This window comes from Hymenobacter rubripertinctus (genome assembly GCF_003583925.1).
In the GTDB taxonomy this organism is placed as follows: Bacteria; Bacteroidota; Bacteroidia; order Cytophagales; family Hymenobacteraceae; genus Hymenobacter; species Hymenobacter rubripertinctus.
On sequence record NZ_QYCN01000040.1, the window covers coordinates 1 to 21,698 of the forward strand.

Here is a 21,698-nt window from a genome sequence, read left to right on the forward strand (position 1 = left end):
TAGGGCTACCGCACCAAATTAGGCACTTTTGAGCAGTTCCAGCATAAATCCGTCGTCTCTGGCGGCCTTTTTACGCTTTCTTTTCAGACTAATCTTACTCGGTTCATGCGTGAGAAGAAAGAGGCTGAACTTGCGAAAGATGTTCAAATTGAGCGGCCCATTTCCTTTTCGGACCCGGCAGTCGTCTTCCCTAAACGTGATGTCCAAGTGCCAGTGCAAGCCATTTTCGATGCCCCAATGCCCCCGGATTAAGTGGGCATATACCTCGGGGCAGGTATCGATTAAGCTACTGATATAGAAGCGTGTACTAGTCTGTTGCTGCCCCGCTACGACCCGCGTTGATTCCACTAGAATAAGCGTGTGCAAGCGCGTCCACTCCTCGGCCGCCTCCAGGCAGGCTACCCGAGGGGTAACGTACACCGTGCGTTTCTCACCCCGGTTGTGGCCTTTGTCTAGTTGCTCATAACGAGGTAGTTGTGCTTTGTTTTTCAGCAGGTATTCGCTGAGCTGCTCGTATAAAGCGCCCTGGTTGCGCTTGAGGGCAATGAGGTAGTCGGCTTGCTGGTCGATGATTTTCTGCACTATCGCTTTCTGGCAGCCAATGGCATCGATAGTGATGATACTACCCTGGCAATCTAAGGCGTTGAGCAACTCGGGAATGGCCGTTATCTCGTTTGATTTCCGGGCTATCTGAAGCTGCCCGAAGCTAATGCTTTCCTCTGTTAACCATGCACTTAACACCTGCGCATCGGCGTGTTTTTTCCCCTGCCGAATCGTGCCGCGCAGTTCCTTGCCGTCGATACGAATATGTTTGTGGTCGATGGTTTCGAGCACTTCGGCAAAATCAATCATGTATGGATTCAATACCTGATTATCGGCTGTTAAACATACGCTAAACGCAAATGGCCCGGCAGTCTGCCGGGCCATTTTCTTGTTACCATCCAATCCACTGCCGCCAGGCTACTACCATATAAGGTGGGCGGTTTTCGTGGGGCAGACCGCCGCCGGTGTCAAATAATGTGTGTGAGTGAGCGCCGGCCTGAGCTGTTGTAAAGGTGGTGTTTCGTATGCCTGGGTCTGGCACATATTCACGGGAGCCGGAATCTGAGCGGTCGGCTTTAAAGTTGAGCTGCCAGTTGCTAAAGCTGTGGTTATGCTGACCGTCAGAACTTACATTGTGGCTGTGGGTTGGCATCTGGTCCACCTCCAGCTTTACTTCCTTCTTACCACCTGTCTTCTTCGTGTTACCGTAATCGGTATCGTTGCTGAGGTAGCCGACGGGGAATAGGCCACCCGTGGGCATGGTGCCGTTCTGACCATTCGCCAAGGCCCAGCCATAGGCTTTTGTACCGTAGCGGCCCTTGCCGGTATTATCATACTCCGCTGGAAAATCAGTGAGTGCGTGCAACTCACCAGCCGACCGGAACATGGCTTCCTGCGCTTTGTGAACGCGCAGCACCCCATCGGCCGTAACCAATAGGCCGCCGCCCGCCACGGGGCGCAGGCCCAGCTTACTTTCCACCATGCACGGCTTCGAGCCGCCCGTTTGGTAGGCGCGGATGCTGCTTTCTACTTTCGGCATCAGGTACAGCTCAGCGGGTAGACTGACATTGCTGGCCCCCTCGAAACGCCGGATGCTGCCGTTGAAGTAGGCAATGCCCCAACCCACGTTGAACTTCCCGCCGCCGGTGGGCACCACATCACAGCCGACCAGTACGCACGACCAGGGCAGCGACAGATAGGGAGCCAGGATGGCCTGGCTTAGCTGGTCCTGGAGCGTCATCAGGTCGTCGTTGTAGAACGGCCGGCCGCCGGTTTCTGAAATCAGTTCTTTCAGCATCTTCTTAGAAGTAAACGATGGTGTAATTGATAAGAGCTAGTTTCAGCTCTCTGATTCGGGCGTTCAGGGCGGCGGCGCGGGGCTGGAGTTGCGCGGGCACCCGCACGGTGAAACCCACCTGGCCGGATAGCTCCACCCCAGCATAGAGGTACAGCGGCTCGCCTTCGGGCTCCATGCGAACGAACACGGGCGGCTGCTGCTCCGCCTCGAAGTTGATGTACAAGGGCCGGGCCTGTGAGTCGGAATCCACTAGCTGGATGCGGGCCTGGTCGGGGTCGAAGCGGTCGTTCAAGGCCCGTTCAAAAGCCAGTTTCTGGCCGCTGTACGTCAACTCACGCCGAACGCGCACGGTGTAGCTCAGGTAGGCCGCGTACACGCCGGCCGTCGGACTAAGCAAGGCCAGCAGCAGCCCCGACAGGTGGGGCTTATTGCGGAGCGCTACCGGCAACAAGCCTTGCACCAGGGCAGGCAGGTCGAGCCGGTAGCGGGTCGGAATCGGGTGCCGCGTGAAGAGCGCGGCCAACTCGTCATATACGGCCATAGGGTAGCAGCTGCAAGGTATCTGAGAGCGTGGAGCCGGGTTCGTCATCCTCCACGATGTAGCCGGCTTGGGTTTCATAGGCGCGGGTAACGATAGTGGCCGCCGCCTGGCCATTGCGAACGGAAACCTCCAGCAGGCGCACATCCTTCACGCCGGGCACGGCCTGAATAGCATCCTCCAGGCGGGCGTTGAAGATTACGCCGTCGAACTCCAGCCGCTTCAGGTAGCTGCGCACGGCTGCCACCACAGCCTGCTTTACCAGCTCCTTCTCTAGCAGCGGGTCGTAATATACTTCGGCCGCCAGCCTGAGCTGGTCGGCCTCGCGGCTTTCCACCTTCAAGGCCATGCCCGGAAACTTGATTTCCCGCAGGTAGGCGCGCACCTGTAGCTTCTCGGCTTCAGTCAGGGCGCGAAGGCCGCCGGGCGCGTTAGCGTCGTCGGTCGCAATCTTGATGAAGAGTTCCTTCGTATCCTCGTTCTCCTTGGCCGTGGCTTGCGTGATGAGCCGCAGGCCAGTGGAGCCCACGGGGTAGCGGATGCCATCGTCGCCCACCTGCACCACGTCGCCCTGCCGGAACTCGCGGAGCCGGTCGGCATACCATTGGGCCGTACCTGGCTGCGCCTTGGCCAGCTTCGCATCCACGTCGGCCATGTGCCGGTCGAAGAGCGTTTCCAGCTTTTGCGAGACACTAGCCGACACGTCCGCCAGCAGCTTGAAGACGGATACGCTGGAGGGACTGTTAGGCCGGTCGCTGCCAAACACCGCATCAATGGCGGCTGAAATGGATAGCGTGATTTCGTTGATGGTTCTGGCCATTACAGGTAGCGCTTTTTGGTGATGCGGTAGTAGGACTCAGTATAATCGAGCGTAAACAGGGCATTGTAAAAGCCCCCAGCGCCGATGGTGAACGTGAGCACCTGAGTGATGTACTCCGGCCCTGACGCCGTGGCGGTGATCTGCACTCCGGCCGGCAGGTTGCGCTCATAGACGGTGCCGTGCTCATAGATAATACTCTCAGATCGGGCCGTGCCATTATTGTAGCTCACCACTACCTGCACATTCCGCACCGGCAGCCCGTTGCGGCTACGGGCCACAAAAAGAGCATTGGTTTCCTTGGTGAAGGAGAAACCAAACATGCCCTCCACATTTGAAACCACTGAGGATTTCAGGAAGGATAAACCAAAGAGCCCCTCCATTAACGATAATAATTATTCACCACCCGAACGGCCATCTGCACCCATAATGCCACAACGGCCGTATTTGCCGGATTTAGATTGTCGAAATCCGGTGAGCCGTTACCCTTGGGCACGGCCGGATTATTGTTCCAAATTGGCGGCTGATTCCATTCAAACTCAAGCCAAACGGCATTTAACTGCCAATCTGAATCTGCCGCAGCATCCGGATCAGGCAGGGTGCTCCATCTCATCTGATAGGTGAGCCGGTTAGGATTGCGGCCGCTGCTACCGGCGCTTGGTTGGGTGTACTTCGGCACGTTGTTATTGAAAACCTCTGGCTGATTCGCCTGAAAGCCACTCTCAGTCCCTGGAAAATCAGTATTCATGTTGAGGCCACCGGCATAGCGCACTGCTTTGAGCCGGATTGGCACATCACCCATCCGAATCCGGCCGGAGCGAATCTGCCCGATGAAATTGCCCCCGCTGTTAGGCTTGACTATGAGGCCCGCCTGAGCGTTACGTGTGAGGCCTGATGCGCTAATGAGAGAAACGTTTTGGCCATCTGCCGTGCCGACCAACCGGGTATTTCCGGCGCCCCCTCCGGTGATAGTCTCATTTTCCGCCGCTTCCGTGCCAAAGTAGAAACTAGCTGCATATCTGAGATGCTTTGGTCCGATGGCCCGGCTCAGGTGAGGGCTCTCAAGCCGGAGCGTGAAATCCTGCTTTTCCGGCTTATTGAAAAAGGGCTCAGCATTGATGCAATCAATGAACTGATCCGGATAATTCAGCGCAAAATCAGCCGGGCTCAGCAGGGCCCCGCCTACTATGCCCACTTGCCCCCGGATATTTGAGCGAATAATAATGCGCGGCAGGTTCGCAAAGGAATTGTCATAGACATACTCCGCCGCATACTGAGCGGAAAGCACATCGCTTGCCGTTGCACGGAAGGAAGTCAATCCGGTCGGCATCAGCTTAATGCTGCTACTGGCATCTATGTAGCCGGAGCGAAAGTGTGCCACCGAGGCAAAATTTGAATTGATCAATACGCATTCCCGAAAGGCTGCCTGATGCACGGCGCTCAAGCTGCTACAGTTGATGAAAATACAATCCTCAAAGGATTGCACCACCTGATTCCCTGCACTGCCAGTATAGGTAAAATCTATATTGATATAAACATTGTTTTTTTTATACACCACAAAGGGCCCGCCCTGATTGTCAAGTTGCCAGGTAGTAGGCCCGAAAAAGGTCATGCCCTCAAAATTCATCGCCTTACTATCCCAGTAAAAGGAGTTTATAGTTGGGGCCTGCACAATCACGACCCCATCAGCGGTGAGCGTTACACTGTTAAAGCCGCCACTTGAGGCCAGCTGAAAAGTGAGCGGAGTGTTTTCGACATAGTGGCCATTGCCCACTGCCCACCGGCCCTGAGCGTAGGCCATAGAGCCCAGCTGAGAGAGCCGGGCTTTGGGGGCATCCGGAGAGGTGCCATCATTGCCCGCCGTACCGGCCGGGCCAATCCAGCGAACGGCGCCGGGTATTCTGAAATTATGTGCCATGCTTTAGCTTATACAGTTTCGGTGGCTTCTACTTCAAATGCACCTTCCGACGACCCGCCGGCATAGGTGTGCGACCAGGTAATAAGCGCGCCTGCTGGAATGCTTAGGGGCGTGTTGGCGGGTGGGCTGAACACGTTGTTCGTGAACACGATTTGCACTGCCGTAGCTCCGTTTATCGAGTAGCTAAGCGTACTGATGCCGGCGTCCTTTTCAATGCGGGTGATGCTAGTGGCCTTGAAGAATCGTTGATTGCGGCTCAGCTCGTTTTTGGGGTTGAAAATCCAGCCCACCTTGTTATTAACCACGGCTGCCCAGCGTTCGGCACCGGCCGCGCCGGTGCTCTGAAGGAACTGGTTGGCCGTAGTTCCACTCTGTGCCGGATAACTGGCCGTACCCGAACCGGTGCCCGTACTGGTGCCGCCCACGGGGCGGGTCTCCAGTGCCGAGATTCGGCCTGCGAAACCGTTGACCAGCGATGAGAGGGTGCCGAAGGCGGTGTCGAGGGAGCCCACGCGGCTGAACAGGTCGGTAATCTTCGGGCCAATCCAAACCAGAAAGTCGCTTGCTGAGTTGAATCCGGCGCGGTCGGCTTGGGGGTAAGCGGCCTTTGCTACAGCGATGCTACCCACCTTCACATCAGCTCCCAGCTTCTCATTGGTCACGCTACCATCAGCCACCGTGGCCCCTTGCGGCGTGGTGTAGAGCGTCACCCATGTCCCCCGGTCCTGATACCAGAGCCGGAAGCGTTCGGCCGACAGGGTTTGGAAGTGGATGTCGCCCGGTATTCGATCGGTGAATGTGGTGCCCGCGCCTATCGTCTCCCCATCACCGGCTTCCACCAGCACGCTGCCCGAGCTGGGCGCGGTGGCTCCGGCCGTGATGCGGTTGCCCCGTTCGCCCGGGTCACCATCCTTGGCCTTCAGGCTAGCCACGAACTGCGCTTCGGTGCCTGCGTTGCCCGTGGCCAACCAGCTCTGGTACGCACTACGGCCGGCTAGGCTGGCCACGAACTCCACTTCCGAACCCACGTTGCCAGCCAACTGCCACGACTGGTAGGCGCTTCGGCCGTCGCTTCCGCGCAGGCTCAGCACAAAAGCCAGTTCGCTGCCCTGGTTACCGGCGTTCAGCCAGCTCTGGTAGGCGCTGGCCCCGTTGTTGCCGCGCAACACCAGGCGCAGGTTCCAGGCCCCGGCGGATTTTAGGTAGAGGTCCGATACCGACGTGTTGATGTAGGCGTCGCCATCGATGCCGGTAGCGGCGGCCGGCACCCCGGCCCCGCTCAGAATACGGGCACCGCGCTGGAGGTCTTCCAGCGCGGCTACGGCATCGGCAATCGTGCCCACTACGGCCCGTGCATTGCCGGCCGTATTCTTGCGGCCCGACACGAAATTGAGAGCCATTGAGGCCCGGATGTTATCTGAAAAAGCTCCCATTTAAAACCAGTCGTTATCGATGAAATCTTCGTCCAGCCAGTCAATCAACCCGGCCGTCGCGGGTGCAGTGGGCGGGGCGGGGTAGTTGGCGGTGTTGATGCGTTGGCGGCGGGCCGCGAAGTAGGCGGCTACTTCCGGCCGGCTCAGAAGCGAGTCCGGTATCTGGAGCTGCTCACCAGTTTCCAGGTCGTCGGTAATAGCCAAGCCATTGGCATCGGCCAGTTCCATCAGTGCCTCGATGCTGCCCAGCTCCTGGATACAAATGTCGAGCAGGCTTTGCCCCTCTGTAATGATGACGCTACGCATGGCGGCGGGCATTTACAGACAACTCTCCCTGTTCCGACAGCCGGACCTGGGCATCCTCGAAGCCGTCTAGCCGAAGCTGGCTAGCCAGCTCACCTTCAAAGTCCACGCGGTTCACCTCATTGCGGGTGCGCCGGTCCACGCCGAAGCCCGTAAGTGGGCTGGTCCGCCAGTCGCCTTGGTTGGTGCGGAGGATAAGGCCGATTTCCTGCTCTTCGGAAGGGCCCATCACTAGGTCACCATTCTCGAAGAGCAGGTCATCATTCTCATCCAGTAGAATATCATTCACCATGTTTCACCTTCTGATTTTGGATGTCGGAAAAATCGCCCACCTTCTTCAGGAGCAGCGCCTTGGTCATGGCCACCTTCAAGTTGATACCATCAGGCTGAACCGGCGTCCAGAGGGGCACTGGTAGCGTGGCCACGAACACCTGCTGGATGGCATCGACCACGGCGTTGGTCTTATCGAGTTGCTCCTTCAGCTCCACCGCTTTCACCAAGCCCTCCAGGGAGTTGCCGTTCAGGTGCAGCTCTCCGGCCTTAGTCAGGTGCAGGCTGATACCGCCGGCCGTCGTCAGCACGAACTCCTCGATGTCGCTGTACTGGCTCACGAAAGTCATGGTATCGATGCCGTCAAGGATGCTCACCACCACCTGGCTGCCCACCACCGGGTACACCAGCAGGCCCACCCCGTTGTCGTCCTCCAGCACGGCCCGAAGCCGGACGTCGGAGTAGTCGAGGCCGTCCGGGTCGGTGGCCACGATGGTGCCGGCCTGGCGGTCCACCGACCTGACGGTGCAGCTCACGGCCGGCACCTGCATCATCTCCCGGATGACATCCCGAACGGCTTCCCGGATTTCTGCTTTCCAGCTCATAGCCCGCGAAGTGCTGCCCGGCTGCCGAGCGTGATTTCCTGGCGGTACCCACCCGACTCGAAGGTTTTAACCACCGAATCGATGAAGAAGACCCCATCCCGCTCTGGGTACTCCGTATTGGTGAGGCCTGCCAGGTCGCCGTGGCGGACCGATGGCAGGCCGTAAGTGGTGAAGCTGCCCTTGTAGCCCTCCACCTTCAGTTTGTTGATGTCGTTGAGGGCCATCTTGCGAAGCGCGGCCTCCGAGCCTACCTGGAAGTAGTTCAGGGTGCGTTCTTCCGCATCGAGCGCGTCCTCGTCGCCCACCGTTACCGTGATGTTCTTGCCCTTGAGCTGGTGGCTGGTGGCCTTCACGATTACCTTCAGGTCGTCACGCTCCCGATACTCCAGCTGGTCGGCCAGGATGTCGCGCTGGAAGCTGAACTCCGTTTTGGGCGCATCGGCTCCCTTCAGGTACACCCGGCCGCAATACAGCGTGCCGTCCTGGAAGTAGCTCACGAAACCGTAGTCCTGCTTTATCTTCTCCAGCACCTTGGCCACCGTCACGTTCTTGGCCCGGAAGTGGCCCATGTCCACGTCGAGCGCATCGATGCGGATGTCGGCCGGGCAGATGGCCCGCAGCAGCGCCGGCAGCCGCACGCTGGTGGCGGAGAACTTCACTGGCACCCACTTCAGACGATACATCTCATCCTCGCAGCTGATGATGACCGGAATGCGGGGGCTGACGTCGGTAACGTAGCCCGTGAATTCCTTCACCAGCTTCTGATTGTAGCCCAGGTGAATCTCTACCCGGTCGCCCCGCTGCAACCAGTCCTTGATGGCCAGGCGCTGCTGCTGAAACAGCCAGTGGCCGGGCAACTGCACTTCGGCCGTGCCCGTCAGGTTGCGCCAGGAGTCCTCGACCCGGGCCGACACCACCTTGCGCACGCTGAAGGCCGGGCGTGGCTTGGCTCCCGCGCGGGCGGCCTCCGGGAAAACGACGTGGGCAACTAAGACCAGGAGCATGAGCAGGAGCTTATTTGGATTTGGCATTGCGGTTGGGGGCAGGGCGGGCCGTGACGTTGAAGAAGAATCCGTAGTCCTTCCAGAACTCCGACCACTCATCGGCGTGGAGCTTGGCCTGGGCCGTCTGGGCTTGCTTAAGGCCGCGGATGTCATCCCGGATGGAAGCCAGGTCCTTATCGAAGCCTGCCATCTGAGCCTCCGTCTTCACGATGTAGGTGTTGAAGCGGCGGTTATCGGCGTCGATGCTCTGGACGGTGGTGTACACCTGGGCCAGAAAGAAGACGACCACCCCCAGCAAGCTGGAGATGACCAAGCCCATCATGCGGACCAGGTGCCGGTTGATGCCGGTTTCGACGGCTTCCGTAGTGATATCTAGTTGCACGTTACTGGGGTCGATTGTTTTGTAGAGAGATTTCGAGCGCTTCATCGCTGCTGCACTGAAGTTGGAAGGGGACCAGGTTGGGCATCCCATTGATGCGGCCCAGGTTAATTCGCTCAATTACCAGCCGGCTAATGCCCAGGAAATTGAACATCTCCCCATCCACCCCGATGCTATCGGCCACCTGTTCCCAGCGCAGCAGCCGGAGCAGCTCTTCTTCAGGGTAGGTGTTCACGTCCGGGTGCAGCAGGAAGCCGCGGATGGTCACGTCCCAGTCCCCGAAGGCCCACATCTCCTTAGTAGTGCCAAAAGCGGCGTTGGGCTTGCTCTTGCTGATTTCCTTGGGCCGGTTGAATTCGGCAGTGGCCGAAGCCGGTAGCCGCCACCTGTCGAAGGGTGCTTCCACCACCTGGCCCTGCCGGCTGCCGGTGCCCAGCATCTGGTAAGTGCCTTCCACGAAAAACATGGGCTGGAAAATGGGCGTACCCAGATAGCTCATTTCCGAACCCTGCTTCAGGGCCAGCGCCTGCACGCCTCCAAAGTCGAGGGCCGCCGGAGCCTGCTCTGCCAGGCTGGGCTGGTAGCCGTTGCCCAGGGCGCGGTCGAGGCGGTCGATGGCCAGGTCGCGCACGCCCTCCAGCTTGGCCAGGGGCTTGCTGGCCAGGTTGGGGAAGGCCTGCCGGTAGAGATTATCGATTTGGAAGGTTACCTCAGCCATTGCTTAGAATGATTTCGGCATCCCGAAGGGCCGCCACGATGATACCGGCTACCCGTTCGCCGGTTTCCTGGTCGGTCCGCTCCCCGGTCGAGGCGCGGCCGGTTACGTTCACCTCCAGCTTGTCGAGGCGGAAGTTCACGATGCGGGCCTTGCTCTTGTCGCCCTCGATGTTCTCGACTCCCTTGCTCTGCTTAGCCAGCGTGGCCGATGGTGGAGCCCCGCCGCCCTTGCCGTCGTCCGGGCTCATGTTGGCGAAGGGGTTGACCGGGATGTTCACCGTACCGCTGAACATGTTCTTGAAAAACTTGCTCACGCCCGACAGCTTATCACCCAGCCAGCTCCAAATCTTCGACACCCACTTCACCAGGTCAGTGAACATTTCCGATAGTCCTTCCCGGAAGCCGGGCGCCAGGTTGTCGATTAACCCGATGAAGATGTTCAGCGGGTTGTACTTCCATAGCCAGGCTCCGAAGTCCAGGATGTATTTCTTCAGGTCGTCCCAGTAGTAGATGACCAGGCCGATGGCGGCCCCGATGGCCACCATGCCCGCGATGAACACGCCCACCGGGTTGGCGTACATGGCCAGGTTCAGAGCCAGCTGCGACACGGCTGCCCGCGCCAGGCTGGCAATGAAAGCCGGCAGCGCCGTTACGCCCGTCCAGACCCAGGCCGCGCCCGCCGCCAGGGCGGCCACGCTGCTCTGCCAGAGGCCGGCCACCAGGCTGGGTAGGCTCCTCACCCCAGCCAGCGCCCACATGGCCCCGGCCCGAAGCGCCGCCACCCCACTCCGGTAGAGGCTGGCCGTGAACTGGAGCACATTCAGCTTGCCCGTCACCAGCGACACCACGAAGGTGCCGATGCCCTGGATGCCGGCCACGGCCATCTGCCCGCCGGCCTTCAGACCACTCCAGCCCAGCATGGCCAAGTCCTTGCCGGCCGCCAGTGCCTTCGGCCCCAGCTCCGCTACCCACGTCAGACCCTTCGCGCCAACACTGACCAGGCCCGAAGCCCCGTCCTTGGCCAGCTCCAGCGCCGGGCCCAGGCGCGATAGGGTATCGAGGGCCCCGACGCCACCCTGAATGAAGGGCAGGTATTCCTTCGTGGCCTGAAACAAACTGATGCCCCAGTCCTTCACCTTGGCCCCGGCCCGGCTCATGCGCTCCTCGTAGGAATTCATGATGGGCAGCGCGGCCTTGGTGGCGGCCTCGTGGGCATTGAGCTGGGGTAGCAGCTTCTCGTAGTAGCCGATGTTATCGAGCAGCGTATCGGCCACCACCTTGTTCTCTACCCCAAACACCTGGGCCGTCAGCGTGGCATCCCCCTGAATCTTGCGCAGCTCCTTGAGGCGGTCGGCAATCGGCAGGGCCGTGTTCGACACCAGCTGCATGTTCACGCCCAACGCTTTCATCTTCTGCACCGCTTCCTTGGGCAGGATGTCTTCGCCACCCATGCGGGCCAGCACGTTCCGAAGGCCCACGCCCGCCTCCGAACCCATGCGGCCCGATTTGGCGATGGTCTGAAGCAGGCCGTTGGTTTCCAGGAACGACACGCCCGACTTGCGGGCCGTGCTGCCGGCCTGCTCCAGGGCCTGGCTCACTTTATCCACGTCCATGCTGCCCGCGTTCATACCGGCCGCCATGATGTTGGTGAACTGGTGGGCCTTGGCGGCGGCTTCGGCCGCGTCGTTCAGGTTCACGCCGTACTGGAGCAACGAAGTGCTGATAGCATCCGAAGCGCCCTTGGCGTCCCCCTTCATCAGTTTCGAGAGCACCATCACGTCGGTGCCCATTGCCCCCAGAGCCTCTTGGTTGCCGGCAATGTTGGGCCCGAGGCGGTTGATGAGGCCGCTGTAACTCTCCAGTGCGCCGGACGCTTCACCCCCGAATATCTTAGCCTGTTCCCGCGCCTTCAGCCCGAGCTGCTCCAGCTTCTTACCCGACAGACCCGTAACCGACTCAATCTCCGCCAGCGCCGAATCGAACCGCTTGCCGGGCGCGGTGGCTATATCCAGCTCTTCGCCCACATTGCGGATGGCTTCGCTCATCTGGTTATAGGCAAAGGCCTTCCCTGCCAGGCCACCCGCCGCGCCGGCCATGCCCGTAAGCTTGGTCGTCGCGGCCCCCACCACGTTGGAAATACCCTTTACCGGCCCGCTGATCATATCGACCAGGCGCATGATGAAGGTTGCTTCTTTGCCGGTGTTGGCCATTGGGGTGGGTTAGTTTGAGGGGAAGGCTTCGGAGATAACCTGGCGCATCACGCCTAAGAGCAGGTTGCGCTCTGTCTGCCGGGCATAGAGGTAGTCGTACCAGAGCTGCCAGTAGGCTTCGTCGTCCAGCTCTTGCGGGTCTAGCTTAAAATGAAAGCGAAGCAGCGCATCAACCTTGCGGTCTTCATGCACCCCTTCGCTTTCATCAATTTCCAGCGCCGCGTGAAGGGCCTTTAGAGCTTTTTTTTAGCCTCGACCTGGCTAGTGATTTCCTGGAGCAGGCCCAGGTACAGGTCGTCGTCGTACTCCAGCTGGTCGAGGTCACCAGCCAGCACGCAACTGTTGATGAGCAGGTCGTTGGCCTTGCCCATGTCCTTGCTGGCGGTATCGGTCACGGCCATCAGCAGCTGGCGGTTCGGCCGCACGATGAAGAAGCCGGCGGGCTTATCGGGGTTGGCATCCGAGGGGAAGCGCACGTGCTGCACCTTACCCCGGCTCCGGTTCTTAGGGTCGGCCTCGTACTTCTCAATTTCTTCGGCCGTCAGCTCTGGCTGCTTATCAAGTTTAATCACGGTGTTTAGCGGGTGTTAAATGAGGGGTTGAGAAAAGCCCGAAGGCTGTGCGTGGCAGCCCGAAGGCTACACGTTGTAGTCCACGTGGGTGCAGACCAGCGGGTACTCCATCGTGATTTTACCTTCTCCGCTTTTGGATTCGCGGCCGTTGGTGGTGAAGGAGCAGTTGCGGATGATGTCGGTGTAAATCGACCCCTGGTACTCGTAGCTCACCGGAATGTCGAAGTCGGGAATCTCCTGAATCCGCATCCCTTTGGGCAGGCTTTTGAGCAGGGCAATGTTCTCTTCGAGGTAGAGCGAGATGGACGCTTCAGCCTCGTAGTTGCCCTTGGCCTTCCCGATGGGATACTTGCCCCCGCCGAACACCAGGGTGTGATTCTCCTTGTCGCTGTACTTCAGGGAGTCGAAACCCTCCAGCTCCCGGCCGAAGAGGTTCACCGCGATGTTGTTCCAGCCCAGCATGGTGCCGAACTTGTTGATGATTTTGGCTTTGGCCATAATGCTGATGCTTAGTTACGCTGGATTGATAGCACCCACTGTGGCCCGGATGCGGCGCAGCACGCCGCGCCGCACGTAGCCCACCTCCAGGGAGATTTCGCCCGCACCCACCACGTCCTGATTGGGCTCGATAGTCACCACGGGTTCCCCCGATAGTTCGCCGGCCGTGGCCATGTCCTTCACCGTCTTGCCAGCCTTGGTCTGGTAGTAGGTAATGGTGCTGGCGGGCAGGAAGCCCGTAGCCGGGTCAATCTCCACATCGCCCCGCATGACCGGAATCAGGGCCTGGCGCACCAGTTTGGCGGCCTTGTTCCACACCCGGTTGTCCTCGATGTAGGCGTAATCGCCACTCACTTCGGTGCAGCTGTGGCTGTCATTGAAGTAGGTGCCGTCGAAGCCCTCGAAGCGGCCGGCGTAGATGTAGCCACTGGCCCCCAGCGCGGACTTGTCGGCCCCACTGAGCGTGGCAAACCGGCGGCCGTTGCTGAGCGCCGAGCTGAGGAAGTAGCCCCCGGCCAGGTCCGTCAGCGGGTAGGTGTCGGTGCCCTTGCTGGCTTCAGGCTTGCGCGTCACGTCCACCGAACCCAGGCACTCGCTCACCTTGCGGATGCTGAGCATCCCCAGGGCCGCACCGATTTCAGCGTAGCCCGCGCCGCCGTTCACGGCCAGCACGGCCGGGTCGGCCGCGATGCACACGCTCACATTCTCACTGGCCAGCAGCCGCAGGTTAGGCAGCGTGGTCGGCGTGGCGGCGGCTCCCAGGACACCCTCCAGCAGGATGCAGTCCACGAACACGGCCGACTCCAGCAGCGTGGTGGCCAGCGCCTGGGCCTTGGCCACGGCCGTCAGCACGTCGGAGTGCAGGCCGGTGGTGAAGGCGGCCGGAGCAGCGGCCGGGTTGAGCACCACGCCCACCCCTTTGATTTCGCCGTTGGTGGCTTCGTCCAGCAGCAGCTGCTGCACCGCGCCGCCCGTGTCGCACATGGCCGTCAGGGTCGTGCCCTGGCCCACCAGCTTCAGGTACAGCGTACCATCGGGGTTGTAGTGGAAGAACCGCTTCACGTGGTGGTAAACCAGCACGTTGTTGTTGGCGTCGTAGGCGGCGTTGATGCCCACGGCCACCGCGTCCTCTGGCTGAATCAGCTTCACCGTCTGGCCCAGGGCCAGCAGGCCGGCCACGGCCAACCCGCCAGCCACCAGCCCGAAGATTGCGTCGGTGCTAGGGGTGCGGCGGCCCAGCCGACCACGCGGCTTGCCGATTACGGGCCCTTGAAATTCGTTCATGCGTGCGAAAGTTGAGTGGCTGCCGGCCGGGGCCAGCTAGTTGGTTGAGATGGGCCGAAGCCGCCGGTTACTTACCGGCGGCTTTGGTCGAGGGCTTCTTGGCGGCGGGCTTGGCAGCGGGCTTCACGTCGGCCACTACCACGGGCACCACGGCTTCAGCAGTAGCATCGGCCACTACCTGCTCCAGCTTGCCGCTCACTACGGCTTCCACCGTGCCAGCCTCCTGGGCATCACGGGCGGCATCAATTGGGGGCACCTTGTTGACGTCCTCCTTGGGGCCAGCCGGGTGGGTGGCAACCAGGGCGGCGGCTTTGCTGGCATTCTTGAGCACGTTGGCTTCGGTGTCGATAACCACCTGCTCCAGTACTTCGGTCGAGGCGGTGGCCGTGGCCCGGTCGATGGTCTGCACCTCCAGGCCGGTGTCTTTGGCGTGCAGGCGGGCCCGGTTCAGGGCATCGGGCAGGAAGATGTTGCCATCGGCAGTGGCGAAAACTTTGGTAAGCTCCTGATTCTCCTTGAAGTAGGGCAGGGCAGCAGCCACCAGAAGGGCCGTAGAAAGAAGATTTTTCATGTCAGAAGAGGATGTTGGAGGGGAGGAAACGTGTCGTTTGGAAGTCGTTAAGGCCGCTGGTTAGCGTCGTATTCGCCGCACCCATCCAATGCCCATCAGCACGATGAGGGCCGTAAAGAAGATGGTGCAGGTGGTCCGGTAGTAGTCCAGCCAGGGCTGGTAGAAGGGCGGCTTGGCCTTGGGTTGCAGCGTAAAGGCTGGCGGACACTTGCCGTAGAGCGTGACGAACTTCGTGATGGTGTCATGCACGATGCGGGGCGGTACCCTGGCCCGGAGGTTGAGCTGGCCGGACTTACCGCCGGCCGATTTCCAGACGTCCACGTGGACCTGGCCACCGGCGCTCACCAGCCGGACTGTATCTGTAGCCCAGCCGGTAGCCAGGCTGTCGATGTCGAGCTGGGTGCTGAGGCTGTCGGGTGGCACCGTGATGCTCACGGGCACCTTTACTGAATCCGATACTTCTACCACTGAAGGAGCTGAGGCCACGCCGTACTTGTTCAGGCAGCGGGTGTAGCTGGCGCACCCCACCAACGCCAGCGTACACACCGCCACCAGACCAGCACTAGCGGCACCGGATAGGGGCGGGTCTTTCAGGCCCATCAGGACCAACCCAACCCCCATTCCTACCGCCGCGTCGCCCCAGCTCACCCCAGGGTAAAAGACACTGACCAGACTGGTCAGGATAATGATGACCCCCAGGATGCTGCTGATCCTGCTTCTGGTCACGTTCTTGAAACTGAATAGTCCCATGTTGCTTAATGGATGGATACCCACCAGGTGCGGGCATCGAATGAGGGGCACGCCTTGGTGACGCCCGGGAAATCCCGATGCCCTACTACTTGTGCGTTTGGATGCTCTGCCTTCCAGCGGCGCACGATGCGTTCCATCTCCGCCAACTGATGAGGCGTCCGGGTGTCGAGGGGCCGGCCCCGGCCATCCACGCCGCCGATGTAGCTGACGTGGAGGCTGTGGGCGTTGTGGCCCTTCACCCCATTGCTGGGCACTTCATCCGCCAGGAGCCGGTGGCAGGTGCCGTTCGGCTCGATCAGGATGTGGTAGCCTGGGTTCTTCCACCCCAGCTGCGTGCGCCAGTAGTTCAGAATGCCCGCCACCGTTGCCGATTGCGGGGTGGCGGTGCAGTGCAGCACGATGTGGGTAATGGTTCGCATCAGTCGTAGCGGGTCAGGTTGTAGGACTTGATGATGGCCAGCAGCTTTTCGGGGTACCGTTGGTCGGTAGCGTAGCCGCACTCGCGGAGCAGCCGGGCTTCGGTGGCCGCGTCGTCCAGCTGGAACAGGCGCTGGTAGCGGGCAAGCCGGCGGAACAAAGCCACACGGTCGGCAAAGGCCTCTTCGGCGGTGGCGTACTTGCGGAAGGCCGCTTGTACTGTTATCCACTTGCCGTTGGGCAGCTGCTCCTTGGTGGGCAGCGTCACCACCGGGCCGCGCCAGCTCGTGCCGGCTTTCATCCCGAAGAAGTTGTTGGCCATGCGGGCCAGGCCGCTACCACCCCAGCCGCTTTCCAGGATGGCCTGCGCCAGGTTCACGGAAGCCAGTAGGCCGGTACCGTGGCAGGCCCGCTGAGCGGCCGGCGCGTAGGTGGCGATAAATTCGTTGGCTGTCATGAGCTTTCGGCCGATGGCCCCGGACCGGGCGACCCCCGCTTGTCAGTGCTTCCGCATCCTGAGCATTAAGCAGGTGGCCCGCCCGGCCGGAGCCGGTTGGCGAAGGGCCGGTTAAACCCGGCCGCTGATGATAGCCGCTTGCGAGTCGCGGGAGTAAGGCATCATGATGCCCCACTGGCGGAAGCCACATACCGAAGAGCGAGTCTCCGGGTCAAGGGCCGATTCACGGTGATACATTTTGTTGGTGCCCAGGGCCTGGAAGCAGCGGGCATTGTAGAACGCCACCGAAGCGTTGGCATCCGTAGCCGGGGCCGAAGCCGCGCCGTAGGCTTTGCGCACTTTGGTGCCCACGTTGTACACCGGGGCGTTCACATCCTCGTGCAGCTCGAAGCCATAGAGGGGGAGCAACTGGCCGGTGGCAATGATGTGGTACTGCTCACGGAACACCTGCGAGGCCAGCAGCAAATCTTCCGAGTGCTCTGGGGCCAGCACTAGCTTGCGGCCCTCCTTGGGAATCTTGGCGTCGTCGTACATCCGCTTGAGGCGAATGATATCACCGGGAGTCATCCGGCGGCGGCCGGTACCATCGTCCTCACCCGAAGTCACGATGATGGGGGTGCGGGCCGTGTTGCTGAGTGGGGCGATGGTATAAAGACCGTGAGCCAACATGCCTTGCTCCAGCGTGATGCGGTGCTGGGCCATCACGGAACCGGGCTTGTCGTAGGGCAGGCCGTACAGCTCATCGTCCGTGATGCGCGTGTTGGTAGTCTCGTACTTCTTCAGGGCCACCGTGATGTCCTGGTCCTCACGGGTCGTAGTGAGGATGGGGTACACCGTGTTATCGATGAGCACCGTGGGGTCAGCCCCAATCTCGTTGAGGTGAATCACGTTGTTGCCCACGAAGGACGACTCGCTTTTGAGGCCAGCGGCCCAGGTGCTCGTGAAGCGGAACTTCTCGAGGAGTATGGCCAGCCACAACTCTTGTAATACAACAGCCATTGTTGATGTCTTTGGGTACTTGTTTGGGAAAGTGAAGGGCGACTAAACAGCCGCTAAAGGGTTGGGCTACTTGAAAGGCTGGCGGTCAGCGAAGAGCTTCTTGTATTGCTCCGGCTGTTTGTTGGCCATCTCCACCAGGGCCTTGCCGTCCTTCTCCATGTAGTCGTTGAAGTTCCACTTGTTGCGGTCCTCAGTGCCGGCGTTGTTGGTGGCGTCGGGCGTGCCGGCGTCGGTCTTCACCTGGTTGGTGGCCGGGGTGCCGGCGGCGGGCATCCGGTCGAGCATCTTCTTGGTGAGGTCGTAGTTCATCACGGCGTCCTTGATGTACTCTTCCCGCTCACCCGCGCCAATCTTCTTGGCCTGCACCGCCTGGTCAACCAGCATGGTGGCCAGCTGGGTGGCGTTCTTGTCGCGGTCGTCCTTCAGCGTCTTTTCGGCCAGGTCTTTGGCAGCCTTCATACTCATGATGGCTTGCTCAACTTGAGCGTCGGAAGCGTCGCTGGGCAGGCCCATCGTTACGATGATTGCTGCTTTGTTCATTGTCGTTGTATTTGGTAAAGAAGAATTTTGGGGTGTCTGGGGAGGTTGCGCCGCCTGATTCAGGGCGGCCGGCACGTTGCCGTAAGCGTATTTGTTGAGCACTTCCAGCGTATCGGCCGGCAGCTCCGTGGCCTGGCCCGTGATGGCCGTGATGAAGCCCTTGCTCTTGGCCGTGGCGGCCGTCATCCAGGTAGTGCGGGCCATCATATCCGACAGCACCGCTTCGGCCAGGCCCGTGCGTCCGCCGTAGATATCGAGGGCCGACTGACGCAAATTCTGGTAGAGTTGGATGGCCGACTCCAGGGACTTGTCATCTCCCGAGGCATGCACGCACGGGTTATGAATCATGTACTGCATGTTGGGCGCACCCTCGATACCATCAGTAAAAGCACACGCGATGACGGTAGCGGCACTGGCTACCAAGGCACCCAGCCGGCAGGTCTTGCGGCCCTCGAAGGCCTGGAGCTGATTGTAGATTTCGTTGGCGTCGTACATGCTGCCGCCCCCGCTGTTGATGTAGCCGCGTAGCTCCGTCACGCCCGCCGCCTTCAGCTCCGCCATTAGCCGCGTGAATGTCTCGGAATCGTTGCTGTACCAGTTGATGTCACCAATGATATTGATGTCAGCTACCAGCCCCTGCATGGTTACCTGAAGGTGCTTCGACGTGTGGATGACCTGCTTCATAGGCCACAAAACTGGTGAGCCGGGAGCCGGCTAAAAAATCGGGCTTCACAGTGTTGCATTTACTGCACAACACTATGGTGTTCAGCGCCCAACATATTGAAAAATTACAAAAGGTCTTGCCTGCGGCCTAGCATCTTTGTTGCGTTACATATCATTGTGCAAATCACTCCACAGTGTGCAGTTGAGGGCACAACAACTTGAAAATAGTATGGCCCAACGCAAAGACAAGGAGCGAGAATTAGCCAAGGCGCTATTCATCGAAACCGACAAAACACAAAAGGAGATTGCCGCTTTGGTAGCCGTCACGGAGAAGACCATGACGGGTTGGGTTGCGGCCGGGAAATGGGACGTGCTCCGGGCCGGCCGCATGGCCACCACTACCCAGACGGTGGCCACCCTCCAAACCATGCTCCAGCTCCGCTCCGAAGAGATGCTGGCCGACATGCGGGGCGGGGGCACCACCAAGTTTGGGGATGAGCTGCTCAAAATCAGCATGACCATTGAGAAGCTCCAGGGCGCTACCTCCATCACCACCTACATCCAGGTGTGCCAGGAGTTCATGGGCTTCGTGGGCAGCAAGGAGCCCCAGTTCCGGGGCAAGCTGGCCGACTACCAAAGCCAGTTTCTGAACCTGAAGGCCGGCAGCAATGGCAAATAAGCCCACCCGCAAGGAAGAACTGGAGGCGCTCCAACGCTACCAAAACCAGCTGGCCATCATCAAGGACAGCGCCCGACCCGAAGTGCAGCACAGTGCCGAGCAGAAAGAGGACCGCATCAAGCGGGCCAGGGCGGACTATAATTACATGGTCACCCAGTACTTCCCGCACTGGGCCAAAACCGATTGCGCCCCCTTCCACGTCAAGGCTGCCAACAAGTCGCGCCGCGATAAGAATATTGCCCTGCTGCGCAAGTGGGGGCGCGGCCTGGCCAAGTCCACCCACGCCGATGTACTGGAGCCCATCTGGCTGCACATCTTCCACGAGGAACCGATGTGTATGATTCTGGTGGGCAAGAATCTGTTCGCGGCTAAGGTGCTGCTTTCCGATTTGCAAGCCGAGCTGGAGGGCAACCCCCAGCTGCTGGCCGACTTCGGGCCGCTTCTGAACGAGGGCACCTGGGCCAAGGGCGACTTCCGCACCAAGCGGGGCGGACGCTTCTTCGCCCTGGGCAAAGGCCAGAGCCCGCGTGGTATGCGCAACGGCCCCCAGCGCCCCAATTACATCGTGCTCGATGACGTGGACGACGATGAGGAAATCAACAACCCGAAGCAGGTAGACAAGTCGGTGCGCTGGGTGCTCCGCGCCCTCATCCCGGCAATGGGAGTCGAGGGCGGGCGCTTCAACATGGCCCAAAACCTTATCGGCCCCTACACTATCCTCAGCTGCCTGTCGGAAAACCCGGAGTTCGAGACCTTCCAGGTGAATGCGCTCGATGAGCATGGCCAACCTTCGTGGAACTACTACACGCTGGAGTTCTACGACCGGGTGCGCCGCCGCATCGGCACCGATGCCTTCGATACGGAGTACATGAACGACCCCAAAACGGCCGGCAAAATCTTTACCGACGACCACCTGCCCTACGGCCCCAACCTGACCCGCCGCGACTACTATGAGCGCATCGTGGGCCAGTGGGACATTGCTTATTCTGAAAGCAAGACGGCCGACTTTAACGCCATCCCCATCGTGGGCCTCACACCGGCCGGCCATAAGCACCTGATAACCGGCTTCTGCCAGCAGTGTAAAATGGAGGTGGCCATCCGCTGGATGTATGAGTACCAGCTAGGCCTGCCCCGCACGGTGGTGGTGGAGTGGTATGCCGAACGCCAGTTCTGGACCGACGCCGTGGAAATAGCCATGCAGATAGTGGCCAAGGAATACGGCTGGCGCCTGCCCATCATCATCGACGACCGGCCCCAGGGTAACAAGTATAGCCGCATCCTCCAGATGCTGCCCATGATGCAGCGCCGCGAATTCTACGTGAACGAGCTGGAGAAGCACAACCCCGATGTGCAGCGGGGCCTGCAACAGGTGAAGGGTATCGAGCCGGGCTATACCACCAAGGACGACTTTCCCGACGCCCTGCAAGAAGCTCTCTCCAAACTGGAGGCCGGGCAGATTTATGAGGACTCCGAACCCATCCTGGGGCCCCGCGAAACCTCCAGCAAAATTTACTAGCCCACCATGCTCTACTCTTTCCTGACTTCCGACGACCTGGATGTTGCCATCAAAGATGAGCAGCTCTACCAGCTGGTCCGCGACGACCTCACCCTGATTGCCCGCGCCGAAGCCGCCGCTGTTTCCTGGATGCAGGACCACCTGGGCCAGCGCTTCGACCTGCCTAACGTGTTCGGCGGCATCGGGGAATGGAGCGCCGCCCACGCCTACGCGCCGGCCCTGCCCGCATCGGTGCTCATCGAAGGGCAGTCCGTGGTGTACCTGCCCACTTACGACCGCAACGCAGTGGGCCGCGTCACCAACTACGCCTGGCACGCCGGGTTCTGGTACGAGGCCCTCACCCCCAGCATCGGCGTGGAGCCCGGCAACCTCGAAGCCAACCTTTACTGGGAAGACAGCTGGCGGGAGCGCGACCCCCGCGACGCCAAGCTGGTGGGCTACTGCGTGGACATCGCCCTATTCCTGCTCCACAAGCGGGTGGCCCCGCGCAAGATTCCCACCTTCCGCATCGACATGTACAACCTGGCCAAGGAGTGGCTGGAGCAGGTGCGCGACGGGCTGCTGACGCCCAACCTGGCCCAACACATCCGGCCCTCCGAATCGTCGGATACCATCCGCTGGGGTAGCAACTACCCCGTCACCCATTATTACTAACCGTTTAGCGGGTGTTTAGCAGGCCCGCCACGGCCTTCGCACCCTTTGCCGGCTCCCTTCACAC

At 60.4% G+C, this 21,698-nt stretch carries 27 protein-coding genes; 3 read left to right on the forward strand and 24 right to left on the reverse strand.

Features of this window, described 5'->3' with window-relative positions; all coding sequences use genetic code 11:
* Positions 1–18 precede the first annotated feature (18 nt).
* The 24 genes from D0T11_RS18590 to D0T11_RS18705 all read right to left on the reverse strand — a co-directional run bounded on the left by D0T11_RS18590 (position 19) and on the right by D0T11_RS18705 (position 18,806).
* Positions 19–927 (reverse strand): ISAs1 family transposase, encoded by a 909-nt coding sequence (locus D0T11_RS18590; protein WP_119657311.1) that lies wholly within the window; start codon positions 925–927, stop codon positions 19–21.
* A gap of 7 nt (positions 928–934) precedes the next feature.
* Positions 935–1,840 carry a hypothetical protein gene (locus D0T11_RS18595; protein WP_119657312.1) on the reverse strand — a complete coding sequence of 302 codons (906 nt, stop codon included), beginning with the start codon at positions 1,838–1,840 and terminating at the stop codon, positions 935–937.
* Positions 1,841–1,844: 4 nt separating this feature from the next.
* Complete coding sequence (locus D0T11_RS18600) at positions 1,845–2,381, reverse strand: hypothetical protein (protein WP_119657313.1); 537 nt, start codon at positions 2,379–2,381, stop codon at positions 1,845–1,847.
* Positions 2,368–3,198, reverse strand: coding sequence for a hypothetical protein (locus D0T11_RS18605; RefSeq protein ID WP_119657314.1), 831 nt, complete (start codon positions 3,196–3,198; stop codon positions 2,368–2,370). Before D0T11_RS18605 ends, D0T11_RS18600 begins: the two co-directional genes overlap by 14 nt.
* Positions 3,198–3,518 (reverse strand): hypothetical protein, encoded by a 321-nt coding sequence (locus D0T11_RS18610; RefSeq protein WP_147374724.1) that lies wholly within the window; start codon positions 3,516–3,518, stop codon positions 3,198–3,200. Before D0T11_RS18610 ends, D0T11_RS18605 begins: the two co-directional genes overlap by 1 nt.
* 59 nt (positions 3,519–3,577) lie before the next feature.
* Complete coding sequence (locus D0T11_RS18615) at positions 3,578–5,113, reverse strand: hypothetical protein (protein ID WP_147374725.1); 1,536 nt, start codon at positions 5,111–5,113, stop codon at positions 3,578–3,580.
* An 8-nt stretch (positions 5,114–5,121) separates the two neighbouring features.
* Complete coding sequence (locus tag D0T11_RS18620) at positions 5,122–6,513, reverse strand: hypothetical protein (RefSeq protein ID WP_119657317.1); 1,392 nt, start codon at positions 6,511–6,513, stop codon at positions 5,122–5,124.
* A 33-nt stretch (positions 6,514–6,546) separates the two neighbouring features.
* Positions 6,547–6,852 (reverse strand): hypothetical protein, encoded by a 306-nt coding sequence (locus D0T11_RS18625; RefSeq protein ID WP_147374726.1) that lies wholly within the window; start codon positions 6,850–6,852, stop codon positions 6,547–6,549.
* Positions 6,845–7,141: a hypothetical protein gene (locus D0T11_RS18630; protein ID WP_119657319.1), complete on the reverse strand. Its 297-nt coding sequence runs from the start codon at positions 7,139–7,141 to the stop codon at positions 6,845–6,847. Before D0T11_RS18630 ends, D0T11_RS18625 begins: the two co-directional genes overlap by 8 nt.
* Positions 7,131–7,724, reverse strand: coding sequence for a hypothetical protein (locus D0T11_RS18635; protein ID WP_119657320.1), 594 nt, complete (start codon positions 7,722–7,724; stop codon positions 7,131–7,133). The genes D0T11_RS18630 and D0T11_RS18635 overlap by 11 nt, the downstream gene beginning before the upstream one ends.
* Positions 7,721–8,728, reverse strand: a complete 1,008-nt coding sequence (locus tag D0T11_RS18640; protein WP_119657321.1) for a hypothetical protein — start codon at positions 8,726–8,728, stop codon at positions 7,721–7,723. Before D0T11_RS18640 ends, D0T11_RS18635 begins: the two co-directional genes overlap by 4 nt.
* A 10-nt stretch (positions 8,729–8,738) precedes the next feature.
* The gene (locus D0T11_RS18645) at positions 8,739–9,110 is read right to left on the reverse strand and encodes a hypothetical protein (protein WP_119657322.1); all 372 of its coding nucleotides are present in this window, start codon (positions 9,108–9,110) and stop codon (positions 8,739–8,741) included.
* 1 nt (position 9,111) lies between these two features.
* Complete coding sequence (locus D0T11_RS18650) at positions 9,112–9,825, reverse strand: DUF6046 domain-containing protein (RefSeq protein ID WP_119657323.1); 714 nt, start codon at positions 9,823–9,825, stop codon at positions 9,112–9,114.
* Positions 9,818–12,034 (reverse strand): phage tail tape measure protein, encoded by a 2,217-nt coding sequence (locus D0T11_RS18655; protein WP_119657324.1) that lies wholly within the window; start codon positions 12,032–12,034, stop codon positions 9,818–9,820. The genes D0T11_RS18650 and D0T11_RS18655 overlap by 8 nt, the downstream gene beginning before the upstream one ends.
* Positions 12,035–12,043: 9 nt before the next feature.
* The gene (locus tag D0T11_RS18660) at positions 12,044–12,226 is read right to left on the reverse strand and encodes a hypothetical protein (protein WP_119657325.1); all 183 of its coding nucleotides are present in this window, start codon (positions 12,224–12,226) and stop codon (positions 12,044–12,046) included.
* A 41-nt stretch (positions 12,227–12,267) separates the two neighbouring features.
* A complete protein-coding gene (locus D0T11_RS18665) occupies positions 12,268–12,606 on the reverse strand; it encodes a hypothetical protein (protein WP_119657326.1) in 339 nt (112 codons plus the stop codon).
* Positions 12,607–12,672: 66 nt separating this feature from the next.
* Positions 12,673–13,104, reverse strand: a complete 432-nt coding sequence (locus tag D0T11_RS18670; protein ID WP_119657327.1) for a hypothetical protein — start codon at positions 13,102–13,104, stop codon at positions 12,673–12,675.
* Between the two features lie 15 nt (positions 13,105–13,119).
* Complete coding sequence (locus tag D0T11_RS18675; protein ID WP_119657328.1) at positions 13,120–14,388, reverse strand: DUF2586 family protein; 1,269 nt, start codon at positions 14,386–14,388, stop codon at positions 13,120–13,122.
* Between the two features lie 67 nt (positions 14,389–14,455).
* Complete coding sequence (locus D0T11_RS18680) at positions 14,456–14,959, reverse strand: hypothetical protein (protein ID WP_119657329.1); 504 nt, start codon at positions 14,957–14,959, stop codon at positions 14,456–14,458.
* Positions 14,960–15,019: 60 nt separating this feature from the next.
* A complete protein-coding gene (locus tag D0T11_RS18685; protein ID WP_147374727.1) occupies positions 15,020–15,709 on the reverse strand; it encodes a hypothetical protein in 690 nt (229 codons plus the stop codon).
* Between the two features lie 5 nt (positions 15,710–15,714).
* The gene (locus tag D0T11_RS18690; RefSeq protein WP_119657331.1) at positions 15,715–16,128 is read right to left on the reverse strand and encodes an N-acetylmuramoyl-L-alanine amidase; all 414 of its coding nucleotides are present in this window, start codon (positions 16,126–16,128) and stop codon (positions 15,715–15,717) included.
* Positions 16,128–16,583: a glycoside hydrolase family 73 protein gene (locus D0T11_RS18695; RefSeq protein ID WP_119657332.1), complete on the reverse strand. Its 456-nt coding sequence runs from the start codon at positions 16,581–16,583 to the stop codon at positions 16,128–16,130. The genes D0T11_RS18690 and D0T11_RS18695 overlap by 1 nt, the downstream gene beginning before the upstream one ends.
* 111 nt (positions 16,584–16,694) lie before the next feature.
* Complete coding sequence (locus D0T11_RS18700) at positions 16,695–17,582, reverse strand: hypothetical protein (RefSeq protein ID WP_147374728.1); 888 nt, start codon at positions 17,580–17,582, stop codon at positions 16,695–16,697.
* Positions 17,583–17,648: 66 nt separating this feature from the next.
* Positions 17,649–18,806 (reverse strand): Clp protease ClpP, encoded by a 1,158-nt coding sequence (locus tag D0T11_RS18705; RefSeq protein ID WP_119657334.1) that lies wholly within the window; start codon positions 18,804–18,806, stop codon positions 17,649–17,651.
* Positions 18,807–19,014: 208 nt separating this feature from the next.
* Between D0T11_RS18705 and D0T11_RS18710 the strand changes: the two genes are divergently transcribed.
* From D0T11_RS18710 to D0T11_RS18720, 3 genes are read left to right on the forward strand one after another with little or no spacing between them, the layout of a single operon-like run.
* A complete protein-coding gene (locus D0T11_RS18710; RefSeq protein WP_119657335.1) occupies positions 19,015–19,464 on the forward strand; it encodes a phage terminase small subunit-related protein in 450 nt (149 codons plus the stop codon).
* The gene (locus D0T11_RS18715; protein ID WP_119657336.1) at positions 19,454–20,980 is read left to right on the forward strand and encodes a hypothetical protein; all 1,527 of its coding nucleotides are present in this window, start codon (positions 19,454–19,456) and stop codon (positions 20,978–20,980) included. Before D0T11_RS18710 ends, D0T11_RS18715 begins: the two co-directional genes overlap by 11 nt.
* 6 nt (positions 20,981–20,986) lie before the next feature.
* Positions 20,987–21,634, forward strand: a complete 648-nt coding sequence (locus D0T11_RS18720; RefSeq protein ID WP_119657337.1) for a hypothetical protein — start codon at positions 20,987–20,989, stop codon at positions 21,632–21,634.
* The last annotated feature ends 64 nt before the right edge of the window (positions 21,635–21,698 follow it).

Bases quoted from the DNA above. Each gene is read 5' to 3' on its own strand.
- D0T11_RS18650 (WP_119657323.1), bottom strand. From the start codon at position 9,825: ATGGCTGAGGTAACCTTCCAAATCGATAATCTCTACCGGCAGGCCTTC.
- D0T11_RS18595 (WP_119657312.1), bottom strand. From the start codon at position 1,840: ATGCTGAAAGAACTGATTTCAGAAACCGGCGGCCGGCCGTTCTACAAC.
- D0T11_RS18625 (WP_147374726.1), bottom strand. From the start codon at position 6,852: ATGCGTAGCGTCATCATTACAGAGGGGCAAAGCCTGCTCGACATTTGT.
- D0T11_RS18630 (WP_119657319.1), bottom strand. From the start codon at position 7,141: ATGGTGAATGATATTCTACTGGATGAGAATGATGACCTGCTCTTCGAG.
- D0T11_RS18690 (WP_119657331.1), bottom strand. From the start codon at position 16,128: ATGCGAACCATTACCCACATCGTGCTGCACTGCACCGCCACCCCGCAA.
- D0T11_RS18605 (WP_119657314.1), bottom strand. From the start codon at position 3,198: ATGGCCAGAACCATCAACGAAATCACGCTATCCATTTCAGCCGCCATT.
- D0T11_RS18675 (WP_119657328.1), bottom strand. From the start codon at position 14,388: ATGAACGAATTTCAAGGGCCCGTAATCGGCAAGCCGCGTGGTCGGCTG.
- D0T11_RS18620 (WP_119657317.1), bottom strand. From the start codon at position 6,513: ATGGCTCTCAATTTCGTGTCGGGCCGCAAGAATACGGCCGGCAATGCA.
- D0T11_RS18720 (WP_119657337.1), top strand. From the start codon at position 20,987: ATGCTCTACTCTTTCCTGACTTCCGACGACCTGGATGTTGCCATCAAA.
- D0T11_RS18635 (WP_119657320.1), bottom strand. From the start codon at position 7,724: ATGAGCTGGAAAGCAGAAATCCGGGAAGCCGTTCGGGATGTCATCCGG.
- D0T11_RS18700 (WP_147374728.1), bottom strand. From the start codon at position 17,582: ATGGCTGTTGTATTACAAGAGTTGTGGCTGGCCATACTCCTCGAGAAG.
- D0T11_RS18600 (WP_119657313.1), bottom strand. From the start codon at position 2,381: ATGGCCGTATATGACGAGTTGGCCGCGCTCTTCACGCGGCACCCGATT.
- D0T11_RS18695 (WP_119657332.1), bottom strand. From the start codon at position 16,583: ATGACAGCCAACGAATTTATCGCCACCTACGCGCCGGCCGCTCAGCGG.
- D0T11_RS18710 (WP_119657335.1), top strand. From the start codon at position 19,015: ATGGCCCAACGCAAAGACAAGGAGCGAGAATTAGCCAAGGCGCTATTC.
- D0T11_RS18640 (WP_119657321.1), bottom strand. From the start codon at position 8,728: ATGCTCCTGGTCTTAGTTGCCCACGTCGTTTTCCCGGAGGCCGCCCGC.
- D0T11_RS18680 (WP_119657329.1), bottom strand. From the start codon at position 14,959: ATGAAAAATCTTCTTTCTACGGCCCTTCTGGTGGCTGCTGCCCTGCCC.
- D0T11_RS18610 (WP_147374724.1), bottom strand. From the start codon at position 3,518: ATGTTTGGTTTCTCCTTCACCAAGGAAACCAATGCTCTTTTTGTGGCC.
- D0T11_RS18590 (WP_119657311.1), bottom strand. From the start codon at position 927: ATGGCCCGGCAGACTGCCGGGCCATTTGCGTTTAGCGTATGTTTAACA.
- D0T11_RS18715 (WP_119657336.1), top strand. From the start codon at position 19,454: ATGGCAAATAAGCCCACCCGCAAGGAAGAACTGGAGGCGCTCCAACGC.
- D0T11_RS18615 (WP_147374725.1), bottom strand. From the start codon at position 5,113: ATGGCACATAATTTCAGAATACCCGGCGCCGTTCGCTGGATTGGCCCG.
- D0T11_RS18670 (WP_119657327.1), bottom strand. From the start codon at position 13,104: ATGGCCAAAGCCAAAATCATCAACAAGTTCGGCACCATGCTGGGCTGG.
- D0T11_RS18705 (WP_119657334.1), bottom strand. From the start codon at position 18,806: ATGAAGCAGGTCATCCACACGTCGAAGCACCTTCAGGTAACCATGCAG.
- D0T11_RS18685 (WP_147374727.1), bottom strand. From the start codon at position 15,709: ATGGGACTATTCAGTTTCAAGAACGTGACCAGAAGCAGGATCAGCAGC.
- D0T11_RS18655 (WP_119657324.1), bottom strand. From the start codon at position 12,034: ATGGCCAACACCGGCAAAGAAGCAACCTTCATCATGCGCCTGGTCGAT.